This is a genomic window from Dysgonomonas massiliensis, assembly GCF_900240225.1.
GTDB classification, from domain to species: Bacteria; Bacteroidota; Bacteroidia; order Bacteroidales; family Dysgonomonadaceae; genus Dysgonomonas; species Dysgonomonas massiliensis.
In genome coordinates this window covers 160,119-182,163 of record NZ_OEPV01000001.1, presented here as the reverse complement: position 1 = coordinate 182,163, position 22,045 = coordinate 160,119, and the positions used below count along the sequence as shown (strand labels likewise).

Genomic DNA, 22,045 nt, shown 5'->3' with positions numbered 1-22,045 from the left:
TTCAACTGATGAGGCGGTCTTGCTCTTTTTATCTATTTTCAATCAAATTCCGATACCGAAATAATCGAATCCGAAATCGTTCATTTCCTTTTTATTATAAATATTCCGACCATCAAAAACAACCGGTTTCTTCATTATCTTCTTGATAGCAGCCCACGATGGCAAGCGGAACTCGTTCCATTCGGTCATCATCATTATAGCATCCGCTTCGTCGGCTGCATCGTAAATATCTTTTGCATAAGCAATCTTATCACCCAATACACGCTTGGTTTCGTCCATCGCCACCGGATCGTAAGCCTTCACCCTAGCACCTGCTTCGACCAGAAGATCAGCTATCAACAGAGCCGGAGCTTCGCGCACATCGTCAGTCTTCGGCTTGAAAGCCAATCCCCAGATAGCAATCGTTTTTCCTTTTATATCGCCGCCGTAATATTTCAGCAATTTATCGAAAAGCACTCGCTTCTGACGGTTGTTTACGTTCTCAACCGACTGCAATAAATCCATATTATAGCCCTGTTGTTTTGCTGTATTGATCAAAGCTTTTACATCCTTCGGAAAACAGCTTCCGCCATAGCCCGTTCCGGCATAAAGGAATTTCGTTCCAATACGCTGGTCCGTACCAATACCCTTTCGAACCATATTCACATCGGCACCAACTATTTCGCAAAGATTTGCAATATCGTTCATAAAACTGATACGCGTCGCAAGCATTGCATTAGCTGCATATTTGATCATTTCGGCAGATGGGATATCCGTGAAAATAATACGATAATTGTTCAGCATAAAAGCTTTGTAAAGACGTTCCATCATCGCTTTTGCCTCTTCCGATTCAACGCCTATCACCACACGATCGGGATGCATAAAGTCGTTTACAGCAACACCTTCTTTCAGGAATTCGGGATTCGAAGCCACATCGAAATGCAAATCTTTCAAGCCTCTTTTATCCAGTTCTCCACGAATCGCGTCTTTCACCTTCCAAGCAGTTCCTACGGGAACAGTACTTTTGGTAACAAATACGATGTATTTATTCAGATTCTGCCCCACCTCGTGAGCCACATTCATCACATAGCGCAGATCGGCACTACCATCCTCAGCCGGAGGCGTACCTACAGCCGAAAAGACAATATCAACTTCGTTGAGGATAGACTTCAGATCGGTCGTAAAACTAAGACGTCCCGCCTTGACATTGCGCGCAACCATATCCTCCAACCCATCTTCGTAGATCGGCAGAATCCCTTTTTTCAGATTGTCTACTTTCGTCTGATCAATATCCACACAGAAAACCTCGGTTCCCATCTCGGCGAAACAAGTTCCTGTGACCAATCCTACATATCCCGTACCAACTATCGCTATCTTCATAAATACCTTTTTCTTGATATGCAAAGATAATGCTTTTTGCTTTCACTCGGATAACTCATCAATCAATACACAAAAAGCTATACCTTTGTTAGGCAATATTAAAACTCTACATTCACACACTATGCCTAAATAACCATGAAGAAGTGTATATTTATAATTTTTCTTTTATTCTCTCTTAGCACAATTTCAGCGCAAACCAAAAATATCAACATAGATAATGTTCGTATTTTTATAAACTATCAAGATTTACCGGAATATACCTCTCCTTTATTTTTTTACTATACGAAAAAAGTAGAAGCTACTCCTAGTACTGAAAAAATTATGGATCTAGCTCCAATTTGGGATAAAATTAAAATTTCAGGTCAGAGACATGCTGAAGAATACGAAAACTCTTCCACCGAAATGAAGATCACCCTTAATTTTGAAGATTTTAAGATACACAAATCCGAAATAAACGAAAAAAAAGGTTTTACTACTGACCAAAATGGAGATACAATCGTCTCTTACACCTATTTCTTAAATTTACAATACTGCTTACCTTCTAATTTTACAATTCGAACTCCAAACTATAATTGGATCACAAAAAAAATAACAAAAGATTCCGATGTTAGGACTTACACATCAGAGCCTTTTCCTACACCAGAAAATTTAAGTAAATTTTGGAATGAAAACGAGAATATAATACTAGGGAAATTAGCAACAGATATAGCGAATAAAGCTGTAGAGACATTGAATTATCAACAGCATAAATGGTATAGCTTCCCTAGCAGACGCACACAGGATCTATTAAAAACGATGAATGAGAAAAAACACCCAGAAAATCGAACTATGCAGCAATATGTTGCCGAATTAAAGCAGATGTTACAATCTATGACCTCCCAAAAAGGCATCAAAGCAGAAGATGCACATCATATCATTGAATATTTCGACAGTATTCCCAGAAAATACCCTGATCTTAAACAAAAATCAGATATAAAAATCAGATACATTGCTTATTTCAACTTAAGCAAGCTATACTACCATCTTGATAATCCGGAAATGGCAATACATTACGCAAAACTACTTGAAAATAATAAACACGATAAAAAAGCAGGTAAAAATTTATATCTAGAAGCAATAAATTTGAAAGTTATACTTGACAAAACACCAATAAAAACGCGACATTTCAATCCTAGTTATTTATTTGACAAATACCATGACTAATGTCTAGTTTTTCATACTTCAAAAAATAGTATAGCTCGCGACTTTTCACTATCTTTGCATCTTGTATTTAAAGCGATTATTGGCAACCTCCTGAAAGGATGTCTGTAATCCCATCAAATAACCTAATTTTTAGAAAAAGAAATGATTTCATTTTTCCAAACGCCTTCAAAAAACGTTATTGCAGTCCAAACCGGAAAGCCGCTTACCAGCGAAGACATCAACCGACTAACTTGGGCATTCAACGATGCCGTCCTGCTTGAAGCAACCGAAGTTTCAGGCTTTTTTATTGGTCCGCGTCGCGAAATGATCACTCCTTGGAGTACCAATGCAGTCGAAATCTGCCTCAATATGGGCATCGAAAATGTAATTCGCATCGAAGAGTTTTTCGCTGCACAAAGCAAAGACACCGAGCACGACCCAATGCTTCAGCGCGTGTACGAGGGTTTGAACCAAGACATCTTTACAATTGATCTACAACCCGAACCAATCTTCGAAATAGAAGATATTGCAGCCTACAACATGCAAGAAGGTTTGGCACTGAGCGAAGACGAAATAGAGTACCTGAATAGTGTGAGCGAACGTCTTGGACGCAAACTGACCGACAGCGAAGTATTCGGATTCTCGCAAGTGAACTCGGAACACTGCCGTCACAAAATCTTCAACGGCACGTTCGTTATCGATGGCGTAGAAAAAGAAAGCTCGCTATTCAAACTAATCAAGAAAACATCGCAAGTCAATCCAAACAAATTGGTATCGGCTTACAAAGATAATGTGGCTTTCAGCCAAGGACCCGAAATAGAGCAATTCGCTCCGACAGATGGCGACAAGCCTAGCTTCTTCGGTGTGAGACCAATTAAATCGGTTATCTCGCTGAAAGCTGAAACACATAACTTCCCTACTACCGTAGAACCTTTCAATGGTGCAGCAACCGGTACTGGTGGCGAAATCCGCGACCGTCTGGGTGGAGGTAAAGCTTCGCTTCCGATTGCAGGAACTGCGGTCTATATGACATCGTACCCACGTACGAAAGAAGGACGCGTATGGGAAAAAGGAATGGCAGAACGCCCTTGGTTGTACCAAACTCCCGAAGAAATTCTGATCAAAGCTTCGAACGGAGCATCAGACTTCGGAAACAAATTCGGTCAACCGCTTATCTGCGGATCGTTACTGACATTCGAACACGAAGAAAACCGCAAACAATTTGCATTCGATAAAGTAATCATGCTAGCTGGTGGTGTTGGTTTTGCCAATCGCCGCGACGCATTGAAAGGCAACCCTACTCCGGGCGAAAAAGTAGTCCTTCTGGGAGGAGACAACTACCGCATCGGTATGGGTGGTGGTGCTGTATCATCGGTTGACACGGGACAATTCTCGAGCGGAATTGAGTTGAACGCCGTTCAACGTGCTAACCCCGAAATGCAAAAACGCGCTTCGAACGTAATTCGCGCACTAGCCGAATCGGACAACAATCCTATCGTATCTATCCACGACCATGGTGCGGGCGGTCACTTGAACTGCTTGTCAGAATTGATCGAAGCTACCGGTGGTGTGATCGATGTAAATAAACTTCCTGTTGGTGACCCTACCCTTTCGTCGAAAGAAATCATCGGCAACGAAAGTCAGGAACGTATGGGACTACTTATCCCAGAGGAAGCCACAGATCGTATCCAACGTATTGCTGATCGCGAACGCTCGCCAATGTATGTAGTAGGTGAAACTACGGACGACATGAAATTGGTTTTCCGTCAGGACGATGGCAAATGCCCTATCGACTTGAAATTGGAAGATTTCTTCGGAAAAGCTCCTCGTACCATTATGACTGACTCGTCGGTAGAAGAATCGTTCGAAAAACCAGAATACGACATCAATAAACTAGACGAATATCTGAAAAACGTACTTCAGCTTGAAGCTGTTGCTTGTAAAGATTGGTTGACAAACAAAGTTGACCGCTCGGTAACGGGTAAAGTTGCACGCCAGCAAACACAAGGTGAAATTCAACTCCCGTTGAGCGACTTGGGTGCAGTAGCACTTGACTATCGCGGACGTGCAGGTATCGCAACATCAATAGGACATGCTCCGCAGGCAGCAATGGTCGATCCTGCTGCAGGATCGGTATTGGCTATCGCCGAATCGTTGACAAACATCGTATTTGCTCCGTTCGAAGACGGATTGAAGAGCATTTCGTTGAGTGCCAACTGGATGTGGCCTTGTAAAAATCCGGGCGAAGATGCTCGTCTTTACAGTGCTGTTGAGGCTTGTTCGGACTTTGCTTGCGAATTGGGCATCAACATCCCAACGGGTAAGGACTCGTTGTCGATGACTCAGAAATACGGACAAGACAAAGTTTACTCGCCGGGAACAGTTATCATTTCGGCTGCCGGAGAGGTTAAAAATATCCGTAAGATCGTATCGCCAACATTGGCTTACATCAAAGGAACATATCTGTATTATATCGACTTCTCGTTCGACTCGTTCAAACTTGGAGGTTCGGCATTCGCTCAAACACTGAACAAAGTGGGCGACGAAGTTCCGACCGTGACTGACAGCGAATACTTCAAAAATGCATTTGCTGCCGTTCAGGAATTGATCGACAGAGGTCTGATCCTTGCAGGACACGATATCTCGGCAGGAGGTATGATCACAGCTATGTTGGAAATGTGTTTCGCTAATCCGCAAGGGGGTCTTGAAGCACGTCTTGACAAGCTGCAACACAGCGACTTAATCAAGATCTTGTTCTCTGAAAATCCGGGAATCCTTATCCAAGTGAAACACCATCATTTGGTAGAAAAAATACTTGACGATTATGAAATCGGCTACGCTATCGTTGCTCGTCCGATCGAAGATCGTAAACTGGTTATCCAGAAAGACGAGTTCTTGAAAGAATTCGACATCGATGCATTGCGCGATGTTTGGTTCGAATCGTCTTACTTGCTCGACCGCAAACAAAGCGGCGAAGAATTGGCTAAAGCCCGTTTCGAAAACTACAAAAAACAACCGCTTCAATTCTCGTTCAAACCTGAGTTCTCAGGACGCTTTGCTCAGTTCGATATCGATCCTAACCGCAAATCGGCTTCGGGAATACGCGCTGCTATCATCCGCGAGAAAGGTACAAACGGAGACCGCGAAATGGCTTATACGCTATACTTGGCTGGTTTCGATGTGAAAGACGTTCATATGACCGACTTGGCTTCGGGACGCGAAACGCTTGAAGATATCAATCTGATTGTATTCTGCGGTGGATTCTCTAACTCGGACGTACTTGGTTCGGCTAAAGGATGGGCAGGTAACTTCAAATTCAACCCGAAAGCAGCTGAATCGCTACGCAAATTCTATCAACGCGAAGATACTCTGAGTCTGGGTGTTTGCAACGGTTGCCAGTTGATGATGGAATTGGGATTGGTTTACCCTGATCACACTCAGAAACCAACTATGCAACATAACAAGTCATATAAATTCGAATCGACATACATCAGCTTGGAAATACCTCAGAACAACTCGGTAATGTTCGGCTCATTGGCAGGAACAAAACTAGGTGTTTGGGTTGCTCATGGCGAAGGACGATTCTCGTTACCTGAGGCTGAGGACAAATACAACATTGTGGCGAAATACGTTTACAGCGATTATCCGGCAAATCCTAACGGATCGGATTACAATACAGCTGCCGTAGTTTCGGACAATGGTCGCCACTTGGCAATCATGCCTCACCCAGAGCGTGCTATTTTCCCTTGGCAAAATGCATATTATCCGTTTGCTAATCGCCGCGACGATGTTACTCCTTGGATGGAAGCATTTGTTAATGCCCGCGAATGGATCAAGAATGTAAAGAAATAATTAGTTAGAATATTTTTATATTCGCTTGCGGCTTCCCGATAATTTATTTCGGGGAGCCGCTTGTTTTTGTGGCAAATAAATACTTAACTTTATACGACCATTAACACAATAGAATATTTTATTATGAAAAAACTTATCATACTCATACTTGTACTTATACCTCTCTTTACATACACACAAAACGTGCCAGTTCTGGAGACGAAGATTGTAGGCAATTACAGCCTGACAGATATTCAGTTACAACAAAACAAGGAGTTGGAAGACTTACTCAACGAATACTATGAAGGCTATTACAACGAAAAAAGCAATCCTCCATCAGATGTAGAAAAACGCGTTCAGGTATTAATGAAATCGACCGGTTACGAAGATGAGGGAATCTATGGATGGTCGACTGAAATCGTTGGATGCAGTTGGTACTGCGGAGCTAATTATTATACCGAAGTATCGTCCTTTCTTGCGGCAGATGGCAAAAATTTCTACGATAAATCATCCATCTTCGACGACGATGTACGAACTGCATGGGTAGAAGGTGCAGATGGCTATGGTATCGGCGAGTATATTGAGTTTCTTTTTCCTAAAGGTGCTCCTCAAATAACAGACTGTTTCATCATAAACGGCTACAATAAAGATGAAAAGACTTGGAAAAACAATTCGCGCGTAAAAACTATGGATGTTTATGCCGAAAATAAACTGATCGCTACAGTTAATCTGAAAGATACAAGAGATGAACAGAATTTCATATTACCTGATACAATTCCTCATTACAAGGCGACAACAAAACGTGTTATCGATGGCGATACCATGGAAGTATCTTCGATCAGATTCGTTATTACCGATATCTACAAAGGCGATATCTATGACGATACAGCAATCAGCGAAATCAGTTTTAATGGAATCGGAGTACACTGTCTGGCTGAAGGCACATTGATCAGTACTCGAAATTTCACAACCAAGAAAATCGAAGATATCGAGGTTGGCGAGCCTGTAATAATTTACAATTCTTCTAAGAAAATTTTCGCCGAAAGAAAAGTAAAGGCAATTCACAAAGCCACTCACAAGACTATGTATCGTATTAGCTTTCAAAGCTCAGATATACAGCTGACTATCACCGATGATCATCCTCTATGGAACGGTAGCGAATGGCTTTCAATTGATCCTCGTAGGACAGCAAATTATAGCAGATACAAAGGTCAGAAAATTGATGTTCTGAAAGTTGGTTCACAAATAATGCAGGTTGATGGAATGGCTCAGGTATCCAAGATTGAAAAAATAGAATACTCGAAGCCATCCTACACGCTTGAGCTTGAAAGTAACTATCCATTCATTGCCAATGGTATTTTGGTTGGTCAGGAATAGAATGAAGATCTGACAGAATTATTGAATATAATCCTCAAATTATCAATCGGAATCATCAAATACCATAAAGTCAGAACAAACAACTAATTTAAGCGAAAAATCGGACTTAAAAATATCATTTTGTCATATAATTTGGCTATCTTCATGTTTCTAAAAGAATATTGGATTTATTTATCAAATTTCACTATCAGAATAACACACAATCTCTGTTAGTCGAAATAAGTCAAAACTGATAAAGAATATATGGAGTGGATCGATAACCTCATTTGGGGCGAAGGTGTGGCACACAGCATTATGCTTTTCGCATTTGTCATTGCTGCAGGCATTATTTTGGGAAAAGTAAAAATCAAAGGAATATCGTTAGGTATTACGTTCGTAATCTTCGTCGGAATTTTCGCAGGCCATTTCGGGATGAAAATAAATGCAGAAGTACTACACTTCATGCGCGAATTCGGTCTTATTCTCTTTGTATATTCAGTTGGACTACAAGTCGGTCCTGGATTCTTTTCATCATTCAAAAAAGGTGGTTTACAGCTCAATATGCTGGCAGCTTCGGTTGTACTGCTTGGAGCCGCAACGACAGTCGTATTGCATTACCTGACCGACACACCCATATCTACTATGGTAGGTATCATGTCGGGTGCTGTAACTAACACACCCGGATTAGGCGCTGCGCAAGAAGCATTTCAGGATATTCAAGGCGTAGGAGATCCTACCATTGCCATGGGCTACGCTGTCTCATATCCGCTGGCTGTAGTAGGCATAATAGGAGCAATCATAATTATACGCTACCTTTTCAGAATAAATCTGACTGATGAAGCCGATTTGCTAAACAATAATAAAAATGGGCAAACAACAGTTGAACTTGTCTCGCTCGAAGTTAATAATCCGGCAATATTCGGTAAGACTATCAAAGAACTTGCCCCCTTACTCGTTGGAAAAAAGTTTATTGTATCGCGTGTATTACACAGTAAAACTGAGCGTATAGAAATTGCTTCATCTAAAACAATACTGCATCAAGGCGATAAAATATTTGTCGTGACAACCCCTAAGGACAAAGCTATAATTACGGCTTTCATTGGTCATACAATAGACATGTCGAATGATGATTGGGCTTTGTTGGACAATCAACTCATATCGAAGCGGGTGCTTGTTACACGCTCGAACATCAATGGTAAGACGATTCGCGAATTGAATCTTAGGAGCAATTTCGGAGTGAATATCACGCGCGTCAATCGTGCCGGTGTAGATCTTGTAGCCTACCCTAACCTGCAACTTCAAATAGGTGATCGATTGATGATCGTTGGCGATACTGCATCTATACACAGTGTTTCGAAAACGTTGGGTAATCAGCTCAAGATGCTGAACGAACCTCATCTTGTTCCAATATTTATCGGAATATTTCTAGGAGTATTCTTCGGAAGTATTCCATTTGTGTTTCCGGGTATCCCCCAACCTATCAAACTAGGATTGGCAGGCGGACCGCTTATCGTTGCAATCCTGATGAGTATTCTAGGTGTACGTTACAAACTTATAACTTATACTACAGTCAGTGCCAATCTAATGTTGCGCGAAATAGGAATTTGTTTCTTCCTGGCTTGTGTTGGTTTAGGTGCTGGAGCTGATTTTGTAGATACAATTTTACATGGAGGAGGACTCAGCTGGATAGGATACGGAATCATTATCACTCTGATTCCGCTATTGACTGTAGCAATCATAGCACGCAAATTCTTCAAGATAAATTACTATACCCTCAGTGGTCTGATGGCCGGATGTATGACCGACCCTCCGGCTCTGGCTTATGCAAATTCAATATCAGCCGACAATGATGCTCCGGCAGTAGGTTATGCCTCGGTCTATCCGCTTACAATGTTCTTGAGGGTATTAGTTGCGCAATTGTTAATTCTATTATTCATATAAGAGTCTATATATCATATCTTTTCAGTATTGACAGAAAAGATGTATCATTATATTCCAATCACACCAATAAAAAAAAGAGGCCGAAAGCGAACTTCCGACCTTTTTTGAGTATATATACACTAAAGCAATTTAATCTAATTTTTCGTAATACGAAGCTCGGAATTTTTCGAGTGGATAATCCGAACCTACATTGCCGCGAAGCTCCATATACAGCTTTCCGTCTTTGTCGAAAGTGTACATGTTTCGTCCCCAAGTAAAGCCCTCATTTTCATATTTACGCCACAAGAATCGGCCATCTTCGTCGATAGTATAAGAATGTTTGATAACCTCTACCGGATTGTTGAAAGTTCCTAAATATACGTCGAAAGTATTATCTGCTTTGATATCAATCATTACTTCAGCATTCATAAATACACCTGTAATAGGCACTTCATCGGGATACCCTCTAAAGACTTGGAAGAAATTAAATTCACCAAAGTTCCACCCCAACTTGGTTACATAATCTACTGTTTTCGAAAATGTAGCTAATTCTTCTTCATTATCTACAAATACAGCTTGATAGCCATATTTTGCGAATGTAACTTTCCATTTACCAACTAATCGTGCGTCAGATCCAGTACCTGGAGGTTCGGGTATAAGGTCATCATTCTTCGAATCAGAACATGACAAAAACAGTACTGCTAATAACAATATTGGAAATATTTTTTTCATATCAGTCTATGTAAAGTTTTCGGTTTGGTTGTTATGTTGTTTATGCTTAGTTTGTATTATTATTTATATACTGAGCAAAAGTAATACATTTTTCCCAAATTTATCTTTACTACGTATTAAAATCTAGCAATTTGTAAAAACGATTAAACAAAAAGCGTTTCAAACGTATCAAAAAGCTCTTTTTTAATCTGCTCGATATCTATATCTTTTCCCAATTCTTGTTTCATAGATGTAACTCCCTTATCTACAAATCCGCAGGGATTTATCAGATTGAAATAAGATAAGTCTGTATTCACATTCAAAGCAAAGCCATGCATCGTAACAAAGCGACTGCAACGCACTCCTATTGCAGCTATTTTGCGCGTACGAGCAGGATTGTCTACATCCAACCAAACACCTGCTGCTCCATCGAGACGCGAAGCTGCGATGCCGTACTTGTCCAACAGACGGATAATTGCTTCCTCAACCAGATTGATATAAACACGTAAACCGATATGATACGATTCGAGATCGAAAATCGGGTAACCGACTACTTGTCCGGGGCCATGATAAGTCACATCGCCACCACGATCGATATAAAACAGTGATACACCTTTCGCATTGAGATACTGCTCATTGAAAAGTAAATTCGTCTCGTGCGCATGTTTGCCCATCGTCAGTGTATGAGGATGTTCGACGATCAGAAAATTGTTTTCAACGTCCTTACCTTCGCTCTTTCGGCGGATTGCTTCGTCGAAAAGTTGTTGCTGATAAGCCCATGCTTCGCCATAAGGCATTGTTCCTAAATCGGTGTGAATCATACGAGTGAAATCATAGTTTTTAATCTATACGAAGTTAGAAAATATTATCCTTGTTTTCGAACAAATAAGCCTCTTTTGGCAGATAATTCTTATCTTTAATCAATTTTTATAAATTATCATCAGACATGCAGTCGGAACTAGAGAAACTACGCAGCGGACAGCTTGGCGATACTAGCAGCCCCGAAATTCAAGCGCATTTTGCCCGAGCGAAAAAACTTGTGACCCAATACAATCAGACATATATAAATGCGGATGGTGCACGTTCGATTCTTGAAGAACTGATTCCGGATATTCCCCGATCGACAAATATATGTCCGCCGTTTCATTGCGATTTCGGGCACGGCATCCGGTTGGGCGAACATGTATTCATCAATGCATTTTGTACATTTCTGGATGGTGCATACATCACCATTGGCCAACATACTCTCATAGGTCCACATGTACAGATCTATACGCCTCATCACCCTATCGATTACATAGAGCGTCGTCTACCTAAAGAATACGGCTATCCCGTAACTATTGGCGAAGATTGCTGGATTGGCGGCGGAGCAATTATCTGTCCGGGTGTAACTATCGGCAATCGTTGCATCGTTGCTGCAGGCAGTGTGGTGACTAAAGATGTACCCGACGACTCGATGGTTGCAGGAAATCCGGCTGTCGTGAAAAAGAAATTAAACCAATAACATAAATACCTTATGTACAACAAACTATTACTACTTGTAATCTGTATCGTATTCGGTATAAATATTCAGACAGTCAGTGCTCAAACTAACGAGAAGTGGTTGCCATCATCGATGATGATGTATAATACTCAGGACAATGACACAATATGTGTCAATATAGAATATGATACAGCTAACAGACTCACCAGTTTTATCGTGGGAATTGCCTCAGACAAAATGGTGATGGGATGTACTCTTAAATACGAATCGGGCATATATCCGATAAAACTAATCAGATATATGTCTAACAATGACAGCATAATTTCAGAAGCAGAATTTGCTATTAATTACAAAGAAAATAATATTATAGAATTTGTAAATGACTCGGAGAATATCAGTATCCTACATCTTGACAAAGATGGCAAGTTTCTTACCAAGGTAGAAGAAACTATTACCGACAGTATTAAAACAAAATATGTAACCACAACTTTCGAGTACAAGAATAATATTCTTTACAAACGAACAGAAAATACTTTAGAACAGGCACACCCTATTATCAGCATTGGGGGAGGAGAAGTTCCTTCTGAATCGAAGGTTGAATCAGTTATGCATACACACAACACCGAGCCAAATAAAAGGTCTGTTTTTCAAAATTATGATCCACGTTGGTTATCCATATATTTAAGAATAGAAGAGGTATTTTCACTACCCGATTTTCTTATGAATATTGATGGCGAAGAGAATTTACTTTCCGAAGTAGATATTACACATCATTACAATGAAGATGGATTCAGTACCGGATGGGACGCTATTGATTCAGAAAATAATGATGAGACCCATTGCACTATAGAATACGTCAAAGCAAAATAAAACTTATAATAATAAATGACATGCCTAATAAGATAATAGTCCTCATAGCTAGTATTCTTTTTCTGATAACTACACAGTCAGCCATAGCTCAGACTGATGAAAAGTGGTTGCCATCGTCAATGGAAATCTATAACGACTTAACAAAAGATTCGGTAATTTTTAAAATTGATTATGATTCGTCCAACCGCATGGTCGGCTATCTTTTATCCATAGAACAGAACATGGAATCTAAGGTGTTAACGACGTATATTAAATATACTATATCGTACGGATCTGACAACAGGCCAACAGAGCTGATCAAGCAGAACTTCAATGACGAAGTTGTAGAGAAGCCTAAACGGTACACAGTCAATTATCCGGAAGACAACAAAGTCGAAATAAAATCGGATACAAACTATCTAGCCCTCCTATATCTTGACAGTCGTAATAATCTACCTGTCAGATCAGAATCCACAAATAACGATAGTCTTTTCAGATCACAGACGAACATGACCTACGAATACAAAAATGAAACATTATACAAGAGAATAGAAGAGGTTCTCTTCGTAACAAAAATAGGAGACAGATACATTGATGAAGACTTGGATCCTGATCCTATATTAGTGACTAGTATTTTCGACTATGAAGCGGATAAGAAGTCCACTCTGGCACATTTTCAGCCCAAATGGTTATCTATCTACCTGAGGCTTGACGATATGTTCACAATACCAATTACCGTTTATAGCGATGATGACAAAGAATACCGGTTGAACGATACAGATATAAACAAAAAAGTGTACTACAACGACAATGGCTACAAAACCGGATGGGAAACGTTCGACGAAAACTTAGGAGAAAAAGTACATTGTACAATAAAATATATCAAAGTAAAATAAGCATAAGAACAACATGAAAAGAATTCCAATCATCACAATTATCCTCATCACACTAACAACTATTTTCATAGGCTGCTCGGAACGGACTTCGGCGTGGCTGCCTGATGAGATAACTATGACTCAGGAGAATGACGACACTCGGATCTACAAATTTCTATACAACACAGATAATCAACTCATCGGGTTCGATATCATCTTCACGCATCTTACAAATGGCACGAAGGCTCAATTGACCGATAGTATACGTTTCAAGTATGGGAAAGATGGTCGCTTGGTGCATACAAGTCATATAAGCGGAAATCCGGATATCCGATCAAAAGAAGCCAGCATCTATTATCTGGACGAAAATACAATTCAGCTATATGCACCCGATTCCACTAAAACGACACTGACGTTCAATGATCATAAACAACTGCTGTCTATCGATGGCCTTGGCTACGAAGCCGGATATCTGTACGATTCGCTCGGACGGGTAAAGTCGATTGCACACAACATCTTACCGCGGGATACTGCAAGCGGAGAAATTAAAAATTTATTCAAAATTAGCATGGATTATCAGCATCAGACCGAAGAACTGAAAAATGCATTTGAAGATATTGATTTTCCGGAATGGATATTATTATACTATGGACTCGAAGCATTGGTCTTTACTCCCAGCCAAATCATTGCGTATCCGAGTTCAGAGTACGATCATCAAGTAAGCACATCTTTCTCTTATGAATACAATAAAGAAGGATTTCCAACGAAAATAAAAATGGAAGGCGAGGACAATATGCTTGTCAACATAAAATATAGAGGAGTGAAGTAAGTTCGTGGAAAGACAAAAAGGCTTTCGATCTTTGAATCTGAAAGCCTTTCATTTTTCTGAATAAGTAGTAAAATTCAACCTTTTAACATTAAAATTAAGTTAATCACAACAATCGTATCAGTATTTATACTAATTTGAAAACGCTTTAATCGCGCACACATTTCTTGGACCCAAATATTTGTATTGCAGACTAACACTTAATCGACCAATATGATGCACAACCGACTTCTTGCACTTGTCGTAACAATCGTCATTTCGACGACCTCTGCACTTTTTGCACAATCTACGACCTACACAATCAAAGGTACATTAACCGATTCGCTCACACGTGAAGCAATTGCTTATGCCACAGTAAAAATCAGTAAAAAAGAAACTCCCGAACAAGCTGTCAAGGCTATAGCTGCTGACGAGAACGGGCGATTTTCACTGACTGTCAATCAAGGTGGGAACTATATACTGAACGCCTTCTTTGTAGGAAAGAAGGATCTCAACAAAGAGTTATCCTTGGATGGCGAAAAACTTATCGATCTGGGAATCGTGGAGATGGTCGATAAATCGGAAACCTTAGAAGATGTAGTGGTAACAGCCGCCAAACCACTCGTCAAAGTAGATCTCGACAAGATAACATATAGCATCGAAGACGATCCGGAAGCAAAAGCCAGCAACGTTATCGATATGTTAAAAAAAGTACCCATGGTTACTGTAGATGGCGAAGACAATATACAGCTGAAAGGTTCGTCCAGTTTCAAGATATACATGAACGGCAAACCATCCAACATGATTAGCAACAATCCCAAAGAAGTATTGCGAAGCATGCCTGCCAATACGATAAAAGATATCGAAGTGATTACCGATCCGGGTGCAAAGTACGATGCTGAAGGTGTGACGGGAATCATTAACATCATCACTCAGAAACAAACTTCGATGGACGGATACACGGCTACAATCAACGCAAGAGCAGGAAGCTACGATTCATATGGAGGCGGATTATACCTGATGATGAAATATGGAAAAATCGGATTTACAGGCAACTACAACTACTCGCAATACGGACCGGGAAAAAGCGTAAACGACTCGTATCGCGAATTTTATCAAAGCACTACAAACAGATATCTCAATCAGTATGGCGACTCGAAATATACTGGCGATTATCAGTTTGGTTCGGGCGAATTGAGTATCGAAATAGACACGCTGAACCTCATCAATATCTCCTTCGACAAATATGGTGGAAACAGTAATAACCGAAGTTATTCATTCTCGGAGATGCTGAGTGCAGACAACAATATTACACAGTCGTACGAAAACAATGGCAAAAGCCGCATGAACTGGGGACAGACAACACTAGGAGCCGACTATCAGCGTACATTCAAAAAGAAAGATCAGTTGCTGACTTCTTCGTACAGATACAGCTACAATCCCGACGACTCGAAATCAACTAATTTCTACAAAGGAATTGTAAATTATCCCGACAGTATCTCGCAACAATTTACAGATGCTTCAATGAAAGAGCATACCATGCAGATCGACTTTACTACACCTTTCGGCAAAGTTGGTAAACAGCATACTATAGAAATGGGAATGAAATACATCATCCGCCTGAACAACAGTATCAGCGGATACGAATATATGCCTATCGGCAGCAATGAGTGGATACAGATGCCTCAGCGTCCCGAGAACGATTTCGATCATCGCCAGGATATCCTGAGTGCCTATGCAGGTTACAGCTTCAAACTGAAGAAATGGGGATTCAAAACCGGATTGCGTTACGAGGCCACTTGGCTGAAAGCCGAATTTCCGATTGATCGCGAACGCGACTTCGATGCCGATTACTCCAATGTTGTCCCATCGGCTACAGTGACTTACCAACTAAAGCCATCGCAAACCCTGCGTGCAGGATATAATATGCGTATCTGGCGACCTAGTATCTGGCAGCTGAACCCTTACGAAAACACATCCAATCCACAGTATATATCGAAAGGGAATCCGAATCTGGATGTTCAAAAAACCCATAATTTGAATCTGAATTATAGTTTTTTCGATCCTAAATTCAACTTAAATGCCAATTTATCCTATTCATTATCCAACAACGGCATACAATCCATCACCAACATAATTGATTACAATGGTTACGAGAATGTGAGCTATACATCGTATTATAACGCATCGCGAAATCGCAATGTCAATTTATCGCTTTATGCCAATTGGAATCCGCACAAAAAATTCAGAATCTATGCTAATATGTATGGTTCGTACATCAACATGAAAACTGTAGATTACGAGAAAAAGTTGTCGAATAGTGGATTTCGTGTTTATACACAAATGGGCGTACAATACACAATACCGTGGGAGATAAAGCTAAGTGGAAATTATAGTTACTTTGGTGCCCCTCCCCAACTACAAGGCAAGGGAATATCCTCTAATTTTCATAATATATCGGTGCAAAAAGAATTCATCAACAAAAAACTGACAATCAGAGCATATATATCCAATCCATTCAAAACCAAAATGGAGTTTTCGAGCAGTCAGAAAGATGATACATTCTATTCGAGTACAAATTTTAAAAGGCATGCTCGCACATTCGGAGTCAACGTCTCGTTCCGATTCGGTGAACTGAAATCGAGCATCAAAAAAGTAGCACGCGGTATTCGTAACGACGACACCAGCGTAGGTGGGGGCGGTCAAAGCCAAGGTGGTGAATCGGGTGCAAAATAAATCAGAGCTACGCAATACATAGAAAGAAACCTATTCGATCGTCATGCATAGAATAGGTTTTTCTTTTTTTAGCTAATAATAAGTTTTATTCCATTCTATTTCATTAACTTTAAGTGATCCATAAATACAATTGTCATGAAAAAGTTTGTATTACTTCTTGTTTTCATTCTTTCCTCATCGGTCGTATTGGCACAAGGTGAGCACAAAATAAATATGGGATTCGATCTGGGTGTCGGTCCGCACTATTTCAACAGCGACCGCAACAACCCTGCAACCTATGCCGGAGTAGTAGGATATGAATATGTTTATCTGGGAATATTTGCAGTAGAGGTAGGTGCTAAGATTGGAGGTTTCAACCAGAAAGTAGGCTATGCTCCTTCCTACAATCCCGAACATCCATCATTCGAAACATCCGAAAATTGGGCGCGCGATGTTTATCGTGGAATGTTCTTCTCGCCGTTCATTGCGCCGAAGCTTTACATTCCCGTCAGCGAAGATCACAAACTGCTTCGTGCCAGAAAGCTTTTTCTCGAAAATCGTTTTATGTTTACCCACTCGCGCCTCGACCTCGACAGATTCGAAGCCATGACGGGAACAAAGGTCAATAATCATTTCGATTACGAAGTACGTGTAGGATTTCTTTACCCCATATCGCAACACGTCGATCTGAATGTTGCTCTGGGTTACAGCACATACAACTTTGGGCGTATCGACAAGAAAAATATTAAGTTCAAAAACACAACTCCCATATCCATCGGTATAGGAGCTAGTTATACTTTTTGAAATAAGACGAAAATAATAAAGGTTGATCCTCTGCGGATCAACCTTTTATCTTTCCTGGATTCTTATTGATAAAATCTTTCCAGCTTGTAAACTTTTTCTCTTGCGAGGGTGTATTTGTCTCGAAGAAATGGCAAACAGCCGCCGCCAATCCGTCCGTAGCATCCAGCTGCGGCAACATATTCTCTTTCGGAATTTTCAGATATTGTTGCAGCATATAGGCTACTTGTTCTTTGGCCGCACGACCATTGCCAGTAATAGCCATTTTAATTTTCAGCGGAGCATATTCATAGACCGGAATATCGCGCGACAAAGCCGCAGCCATAGCCACCCCTTGCGCACGTCCAAGCTTGAGCATACTTTGTACGTTTTTGCCAAAGAACGGAGCTTCGATAGCCAGTTCGTCGGGCAAATACTCTTCTACCAGCGACAATACACGTTCGAAGATACGTCGCAAACGCATGTATGTATCGTCGTATTTATTGAGTTGCAGAACGCCCATAGCCAGTAGTTCGGGCTTGTTGTTTACTACCCTCAACACGCCGTACCCCATGATCTGAGTTCCGGGGTCGATGCCCAATATGATGCGTTCGCGTTCTATCACAGAGATACTTCCTCCAATAAAGTCATGAAACCTAGTGCTTTTTCGCCAAAACGTTTAGCAATATCTGCGCGGATAGACTGCCCGTAAACGAGCATCCATTCTTCTAATTTCACCAAATCATCAACACGGAATTGCAATGCATAGCTCACTCCATTTTCTTCGTGTTGCGAGTGTATCATTGCCAATTGTGGATTGCTCAGATGTCCGCTTTTCAGTGCACGAGGGATTAGTTCGTCTTTCACAAAAGCAATATAATCGTCGTGAATATCGTCTTCGATATGGTAAGTAGTGTTATAAATAATCATGATTGTGCAAAGTTAATGATTTTAATGATGAATTCTTTTTTTGATGTTAGTTCTATATAACAACTACGAAGGTAAAAAGTTTGAACAGAAAAACAGGCAATCACCGCCGAAAATATTTCGTACGATTTTTGCCTGCTTAAAAGTATGTACTGAAGTATCTTAGTTGCCAAAAGGCAGTTTGCTAAGCTCTTTTATGTCGGTCAGAACCGAATAATCGTACTGATACAATCCATCTTCGGCAATCATCATCAACACATTATTTGCTGGTATTACATCATAACCTTTTATATCTTTGAAATGAGCCAACTGGTGAGACATGATAGTCTGCGGATCGGCTGCATCGAATATTTTCAGTCCTTCGTCGCAAACAAATAAAGTTCCGTTATCAATACCCAATCCTTTAGGACTGGTCATGGTGTACGAAACAATTTGTTTCGGATTCGACACATCGCTCACGTCTATAATGATCAATTCATCGGCCGTCTGGCCACAGTTATTCCCCGACCATATAGTAACGTATGCAATATCATTTTCTACCACAACCGGATCGCAACCATAAACGTGTTGTAACTCGGATTTACGTACCGGATTCAACGGATCGGCAACCGAATAAATAATCATGCCACGAGGCGTTCCGAAGAACATGCAGTCTTTGTAACTGAATATTGTTTCAGCATCCCATCCCACATGTATCGGATTCGATTCGCGTACGGGTTTATCTCCTTGCAAATTAAAAATATACAATTCGTTATTCATTACCGAATATAGATAATCCTGATAGATAGCAAAACGCGCCATCGAACCGGTCTTGCCTGTTGTAAGTCCTACAAATCCATCTTCGTAAACAAGGTTTCCATCTACACGTTCTGTTTTATCCACTACTTGCCATCCTACAACAATTCCTTTGTCGGTACCTAATACCTCGTTCGAATTGTATCCGTACTGATTATCCACTGTCGGCAAAGCATTCGGGAATGCATTTTCGAGACGACCTTGATACACTGGAGCAGCCGGATTAGCAATATCGAAATAAACAAGATCGACATAAGCGTCGGCATAGAGCACATTGTTTCTGACCGAAAGATCGACATTACCCTGAAGTTCTATAAATCCGATATTCTGAGGCGACGAAGAGTCACGGTTGTCAATTATATGAATACCTTTTTCGGGTTCAGATATATACAAATAACCTTCGTAGAAACACATTTTACCTTGTTTCGTTATTGTACGGGCTTCTTTTATATCCTTTATTTTATCCTCGTTGCGAAACTCCTCAGCATCCATAAATACGGGCTCGTTCAGTTTGAAAGATACATATTTCACTTCGTCGCCGCAGCTGTAGAACAAGCCTAGCAAAACAACCAGAATTGAATAAGTTATTCTTTTCATAAACATATATTTTATTTTAGATTAAATTTAATTCCTGCATTCAGGTTAAACATCGTAGGTTTCTCGGTACGCATACTCGGAAGCTGATTCGAATCGAAATAGTAAGACACTCCCGGCTCGAAATAGATTTCCCAAGTACGAGTCAGTTTGTAGGAAACTCCCAAAGCTCCGTTTATCGACCATTGCACTCCGCTGAGCCAAGTCGAATTCAAGTTCAGATCTTCTGTCATTTCTCCGTTTTTGAACGTACGCATTTTTTCGCGCGCAGATAATCCCTTCTCAAGCATTCCTCCTCCCGAAAGATAGATACTCCATTTCTTGTCTGTCCACAAGTTGGCAGTCACATTCAACGGAATACCTAGATAGTGCAGCTTCAAACTTCCTTTTTGCGACATTCCATTCTTCGCACCTCCTACTTCTCTGCTCAAATTGGACGACAGATAAGTATAAACCAATCCCGACTCGAGGCTAAAAGTACGATTAAAATTCCGTTTAACCATAAAGCCTACCGATACAGGCATCTTAGCATCTATATCCCAGTCCTCGTTCTTCAACGCATTTGCAAAATCACCACCGCCAGATCCAATACCAGAGCCGGGAGCACTATTATCCAAATAAATATTTCCATCCTCCGAACTCATCATCGATACTCCACTTCCGGCATTCATCGCAAGTCCGAGTGTCCATCCCGCATCTTTTCTGATAAAATCTACTAGCGTATCTGGCATGTTTGGCCCTTGTAGTGCTGCCAACGAGATATCAGCTATTTCTTTCTTGCGAGCAGCTATACTGTCTTTTTCTTGTTGCGTCAGTTCGCGATCTATCACGATATCATCGTTTTGCTGAACGGCAACTACCAGTTCTTCTTCGGGAATAAAATAAATTGTATCCTGATCTGCGGTATACTTTTCTTCGGTAATCAGCTTTTTATCCTCAGTCACAATTACCTCTTTTTTCGGTTTATATTGCTTGACTGGTACTTCTGCTTTAGGTTCAATCGTATCTTCTGCCTCAACTTGATAAACGGACGACTGATCGTCATTTTTCGACTCTATAATAGGCGTCTCTGCTACTACTCCCGCAAGTTCATCATTCGAAAGATCTCTGAAGGGATTCGTAACAAACAACACTCCGATAATAGCAGCAGCTGCGCCTATATAAAGCCAGATATTCTTTTTTCGCTTCGGCTCGACCTGGTTGGCTATTGCCGACCAAATTTTTTCGTCAACAGGCATACGATGATCTTCGAGCTTATCGCCGATAAGCCTTCCAAAATCGTCTTCTGGTTTTCTGTCGTATATTCTGTTATCTTTCATCTTTCTGCCTGTTAAAAGATTGTAGACTATTTTGTAATAATTTACGCGCTCGGTTGTATTGCGAACGCGATGTACTTTCTTCGATGCCCAGCATGGCTGCTATCTCGCGGTGCGTATAACCTTCTATTCCGAAAAGATTAAATACTGTGCGGTAGCCATCGGGCAAACGTGCAATATGTTCGAGGAGATAATCGGCCGATATTTTTTCGAGGATTGAGTTATCGAAGTCCGAATCGGCTATTTCCCGATCGTCGATATTTATTTCCTGATCGATACGTTTGTTGCTGCGCAAATGCTCCAATGCTGTTGTCACAAAAATGCGACGAATCCAGCCACCAAACTGCCCCGATGCATTGTAGGTATCTATTTTTGTGAAAACTTTGACGAAACCATCCTGCAGTACATCCTGAGCCCGATCGCGATCGCGGACATAACGTATGCACACGCTCATCATCAAAGGTGCGTAAGCATCATACAATGCCTTCTGCGCCTTCGACTTGCGTTTCACACAGCCGTCTATCAGTTGTTGTTCATCCATCTGGAT

At 40.7% G+C, this 22,045-nt stretch carries 18 protein-coding genes; 10 read left to right on the top strand and 8 right to left on the bottom strand.

The genetic code is table 11. The features are described from left to right. Positions 1–42: 42 nt before the first annotated feature. Positions 43–1,359, bottom strand: coding sequence for a UDP-glucose dehydrogenase family protein (locus C1A06_RS00855; RefSeq protein WP_101688326.1), 1,317 nt, complete (start codon positions 1,357–1,359; stop codon positions 43–45). Between the two features lie 135 nt (positions 1,360–1,494). Between C1A06_RS00855 and C1A06_RS00850 the strand changes: the two genes are divergently transcribed. The 4 genes from C1A06_RS00850 (at position 1,495) to C1A06_RS00835 (ending at position 9,669) form a co-directional block, all read left to right on the top strand. Beyond that, positions 1,495–2,562 (top strand): tetratricopeptide repeat protein, encoded by a 1,068-nt coding sequence (locus tag C1A06_RS00850; protein ID WP_101688325.1) that lies wholly within the window; start codon positions 1,495–1,497, stop codon positions 2,560–2,562. Positions 2,563–2,703: 141 nt separating this feature from the next. Continuing rightward, positions 2,704–6,393 (top strand): phosphoribosylformylglycinamidine synthase, encoded by a 3,690-nt coding sequence (gene purL, locus C1A06_RS00845; protein ID WP_101688324.1) that lies wholly within the window; start codon positions 2,704–2,706, stop codon positions 6,391–6,393. 123 nt (positions 6,394–6,516) lie between these two features. Continuing rightward, a complete protein-coding gene (locus C1A06_RS00840; protein WP_101688323.1) occupies positions 6,517–7,749 on the top strand; it encodes an NADase-type glycan-binding domain-containing protein in 1,233 nt (410 codons plus the stop codon). A gap of 243 nt (positions 7,750–7,992) precedes the next feature. Beyond that, the gene (locus tag C1A06_RS00835; protein WP_101688322.1) at positions 7,993–9,669 is read left to right on the top strand and encodes a putative transporter; all 1,677 of its coding nucleotides are present in this window, start codon (positions 7,993–7,995) and stop codon (positions 9,667–9,669) included. A 129-nt stretch (positions 9,670–9,798) separates the two neighbouring features. On the opposite strand, the gene C1A06_RS00830 is transcribed toward C1A06_RS00835, so the two are convergent. Both C1A06_RS00830 and lipB read right to left on the bottom strand, forming a co-directional pair. Continuing rightward, a complete protein-coding gene (locus tag C1A06_RS00830; protein WP_101688321.1) occupies positions 9,799–10,380 on the bottom strand; it encodes a hypothetical protein in 582 nt (193 codons plus the stop codon). Positions 10,381–10,523: 143 nt separating this feature from the next. After that, on the bottom strand, positions 10,524–11,180 hold the full coding sequence (gene lipB / locus C1A06_RS00825; RefSeq protein WP_101688320.1) for a lipoyl(octanoyl) transferase LipB: 657 nt from the start codon (positions 11,178–11,180) through the stop codon (positions 10,524–10,526). 125 nt (positions 11,181–11,305) lie between these two features. On the opposite strand from lipB, the gene C1A06_RS00820 reads away from it, so the two are divergent. The 6 genes from C1A06_RS00820 (at position 11,306) to C1A06_RS00795 (ending at position 17,890) form a co-directional block, all read left to right on the top strand. Continuing rightward, positions 11,306–11,863: a sugar O-acetyltransferase gene (locus tag C1A06_RS00820; protein ID WP_101688319.1), complete on the top strand. Its 558-nt coding sequence runs from the start codon at positions 11,306–11,308 to the stop codon at positions 11,861–11,863. 12 nt (positions 11,864–11,875) lie between these two features. After that, complete coding sequence (locus C1A06_RS00815; protein WP_101688318.1) at positions 11,876–12,712, top strand: hypothetical protein; 837 nt, start codon at positions 11,876–11,878, stop codon at positions 12,710–12,712. A gap of 20 nt (positions 12,713–12,732) precedes the next feature. Continuing rightward, the gene (locus tag C1A06_RS00810) at positions 12,733–13,587 is read left to right on the top strand and encodes a hypothetical protein (protein WP_145996309.1); all 855 of its coding nucleotides are present in this window, start codon (positions 12,733–12,735) and stop codon (positions 13,585–13,587) included. A 13-nt stretch (positions 13,588–13,600) separates the two neighbouring features. Next, positions 13,601–14,395: a hypothetical protein gene (locus C1A06_RS00805; RefSeq protein ID WP_145996308.1), complete on the top strand. Its 795-nt coding sequence runs from the start codon at positions 13,601–13,603 to the stop codon at positions 14,393–14,395. A 210-nt stretch (positions 14,396–14,605) separates the two neighbouring features. After that, the gene (locus C1A06_RS00800; protein ID WP_245871976.1) at positions 14,606–17,107 is read left to right on the top strand and encodes a TonB-dependent receptor; all 2,502 of its coding nucleotides are present in this window, start codon (positions 14,606–14,608) and stop codon (positions 17,105–17,107) included. 135 nt (positions 17,108–17,242) lie between these two features. Further along, positions 17,243–17,890: an outer membrane beta-barrel protein gene (locus C1A06_RS00795; protein ID WP_101688315.1), complete on the top strand. Its 648-nt coding sequence runs from the start codon at positions 17,243–17,245 to the stop codon at positions 17,888–17,890. A 37-nt stretch (positions 17,891–17,927) separates the two neighbouring features. On the opposite strand, the gene ruvC is transcribed toward C1A06_RS00795, so the two are convergent. The 5 genes from ruvC to C1A06_RS00770 form a co-directional block, all read right to left on the bottom strand. After that, complete coding sequence (gene ruvC / locus C1A06_RS00790; protein WP_101688571.1) at positions 17,928–18,488, bottom strand: crossover junction endodeoxyribonuclease RuvC; 561 nt, start codon at positions 18,486–18,488, stop codon at positions 17,928–17,930. Beyond that, complete coding sequence (locus C1A06_RS00785; protein ID WP_101688314.1) at positions 18,488–18,796, bottom strand: DUF4286 family protein; 309 nt, start codon at positions 18,794–18,796, stop codon at positions 18,488–18,490. The genes ruvC and C1A06_RS00785 overlap by 1 nt, the downstream gene beginning before the upstream one ends. A 159-nt stretch (positions 18,797–18,955) precedes the next feature. Then, on the bottom strand, positions 18,956–20,185 hold the full coding sequence (locus tag C1A06_RS00780) for an LVIVD repeat-containing protein (RefSeq protein ID WP_101688313.1): 1,230 nt from the start codon (positions 20,183–20,185) through the stop codon (positions 18,956–18,958). An 11-nt stretch (positions 20,186–20,196) separates the two neighbouring features. Continuing rightward, a complete protein-coding gene (locus C1A06_RS00775) occupies positions 20,197–21,501 on the bottom strand; it encodes an outer membrane beta-barrel protein (protein ID WP_101688312.1) in 1,305 nt (434 codons plus the stop codon). Then, complete coding sequence (locus tag C1A06_RS00770) at positions 21,491–22,039, bottom strand: RNA polymerase sigma factor (RefSeq protein ID WP_101688311.1); 549 nt, start codon at positions 22,037–22,039, stop codon at positions 21,491–21,493. The genes C1A06_RS00775 and C1A06_RS00770 overlap by 11 nt, the downstream gene beginning before the upstream one ends. Positions 22,040–22,045: the final 6 nt, after the last annotated feature.

Bases quoted from the DNA above. Each gene is read 5' to 3' on its own strand.
- C1A06_RS00800 (WP_245871976.1), top strand. From the start codon at position 14,606: ATGATGCACAACCGACTTCTTGCACTTGTCGTAACAATCGTCATTTCG.
- C1A06_RS00820 (WP_101688319.1), top strand. From the start codon at position 11,306: ATGCAGTCGGAACTAGAGAAACTACGCAGCGGACAGCTTGGCGATACT.
- C1A06_RS00835 (WP_101688322.1), top strand. From the start codon at position 7,993: ATGGAGTGGATCGATAACCTCATTTGGGGCGAAGGTGTGGCACACAGC.
- C1A06_RS00815 (WP_101688318.1), top strand. From the start codon at position 11,876: ATGTACAACAAACTATTACTACTTGTAATCTGTATCGTATTCGGTATA.
- lipB (WP_101688320.1), bottom strand. From the start codon at position 11,180: ATGATTCACACCGATTTAGGAACAATGCCTTATGGCGAAGCATGGGCT.
- C1A06_RS00805 (WP_145996308.1), top strand. From the start codon at position 13,601: ATGAAAAGAATTCCAATCATCACAATTATCCTCATCACACTAACAACT.
- C1A06_RS00830 (WP_101688321.1), bottom strand. From the start codon at position 10,380: ATGAAAAAAATATTTCCAATATTGTTATTAGCAGTACTGTTTTTGTCA.
- C1A06_RS00810 (WP_145996309.1), top strand. From the start codon at position 12,733: ATGCCTAATAAGATAATAGTCCTCATAGCTAGTATTCTTTTTCTGATA.
- C1A06_RS00840 (WP_101688323.1), top strand. From the start codon at position 6,517: ATGAAAAAACTTATCATACTCATACTTGTACTTATACCTCTCTTTACA.
- C1A06_RS00780 (WP_101688313.1), bottom strand. From the start codon at position 20,185: ATGAAAAGAATAACTTATTCAATTCTGGTTGTTTTGCTAGGCTTGTTC.
- C1A06_RS00785 (WP_101688314.1), bottom strand. From the start codon at position 18,796: ATGATTATTTATAACACTACTTACCATATCGAAGACGATATTCACGAC.
- purL (WP_101688324.1), top strand. From the start codon at position 2,704: ATGATTTCATTTTTCCAAACGCCTTCAAAAAACGTTATTGCAGTCCAA.
- C1A06_RS00850 (WP_101688325.1), top strand. From the start codon at position 1,495: ATGAAGAAGTGTATATTTATAATTTTTCTTTTATTCTCTCTTAGCACA.
- C1A06_RS00775 (WP_101688312.1), bottom strand. From the start codon at position 21,501: ATGAAAGATAACAGAATATACGACAGAAAACCAGAAGACGATTTTGGA.
- C1A06_RS00795 (WP_101688315.1), top strand. From the start codon at position 17,243: ATGAAAAAGTTTGTATTACTTCTTGTTTTCATTCTTTCCTCATCGGTC.
- C1A06_RS00855 (WP_101688326.1), bottom strand. From the start codon at position 1,359: ATGAAGATAGCGATAGTTGGTACGGGATATGTAGGATTGGTCACAGGA.
- C1A06_RS00770 (WP_101688311.1), bottom strand. From the start codon at position 22,039: ATGGATGAACAACAACTGATAGACGGCTGTGTGAAACGCAAGTCGAAG.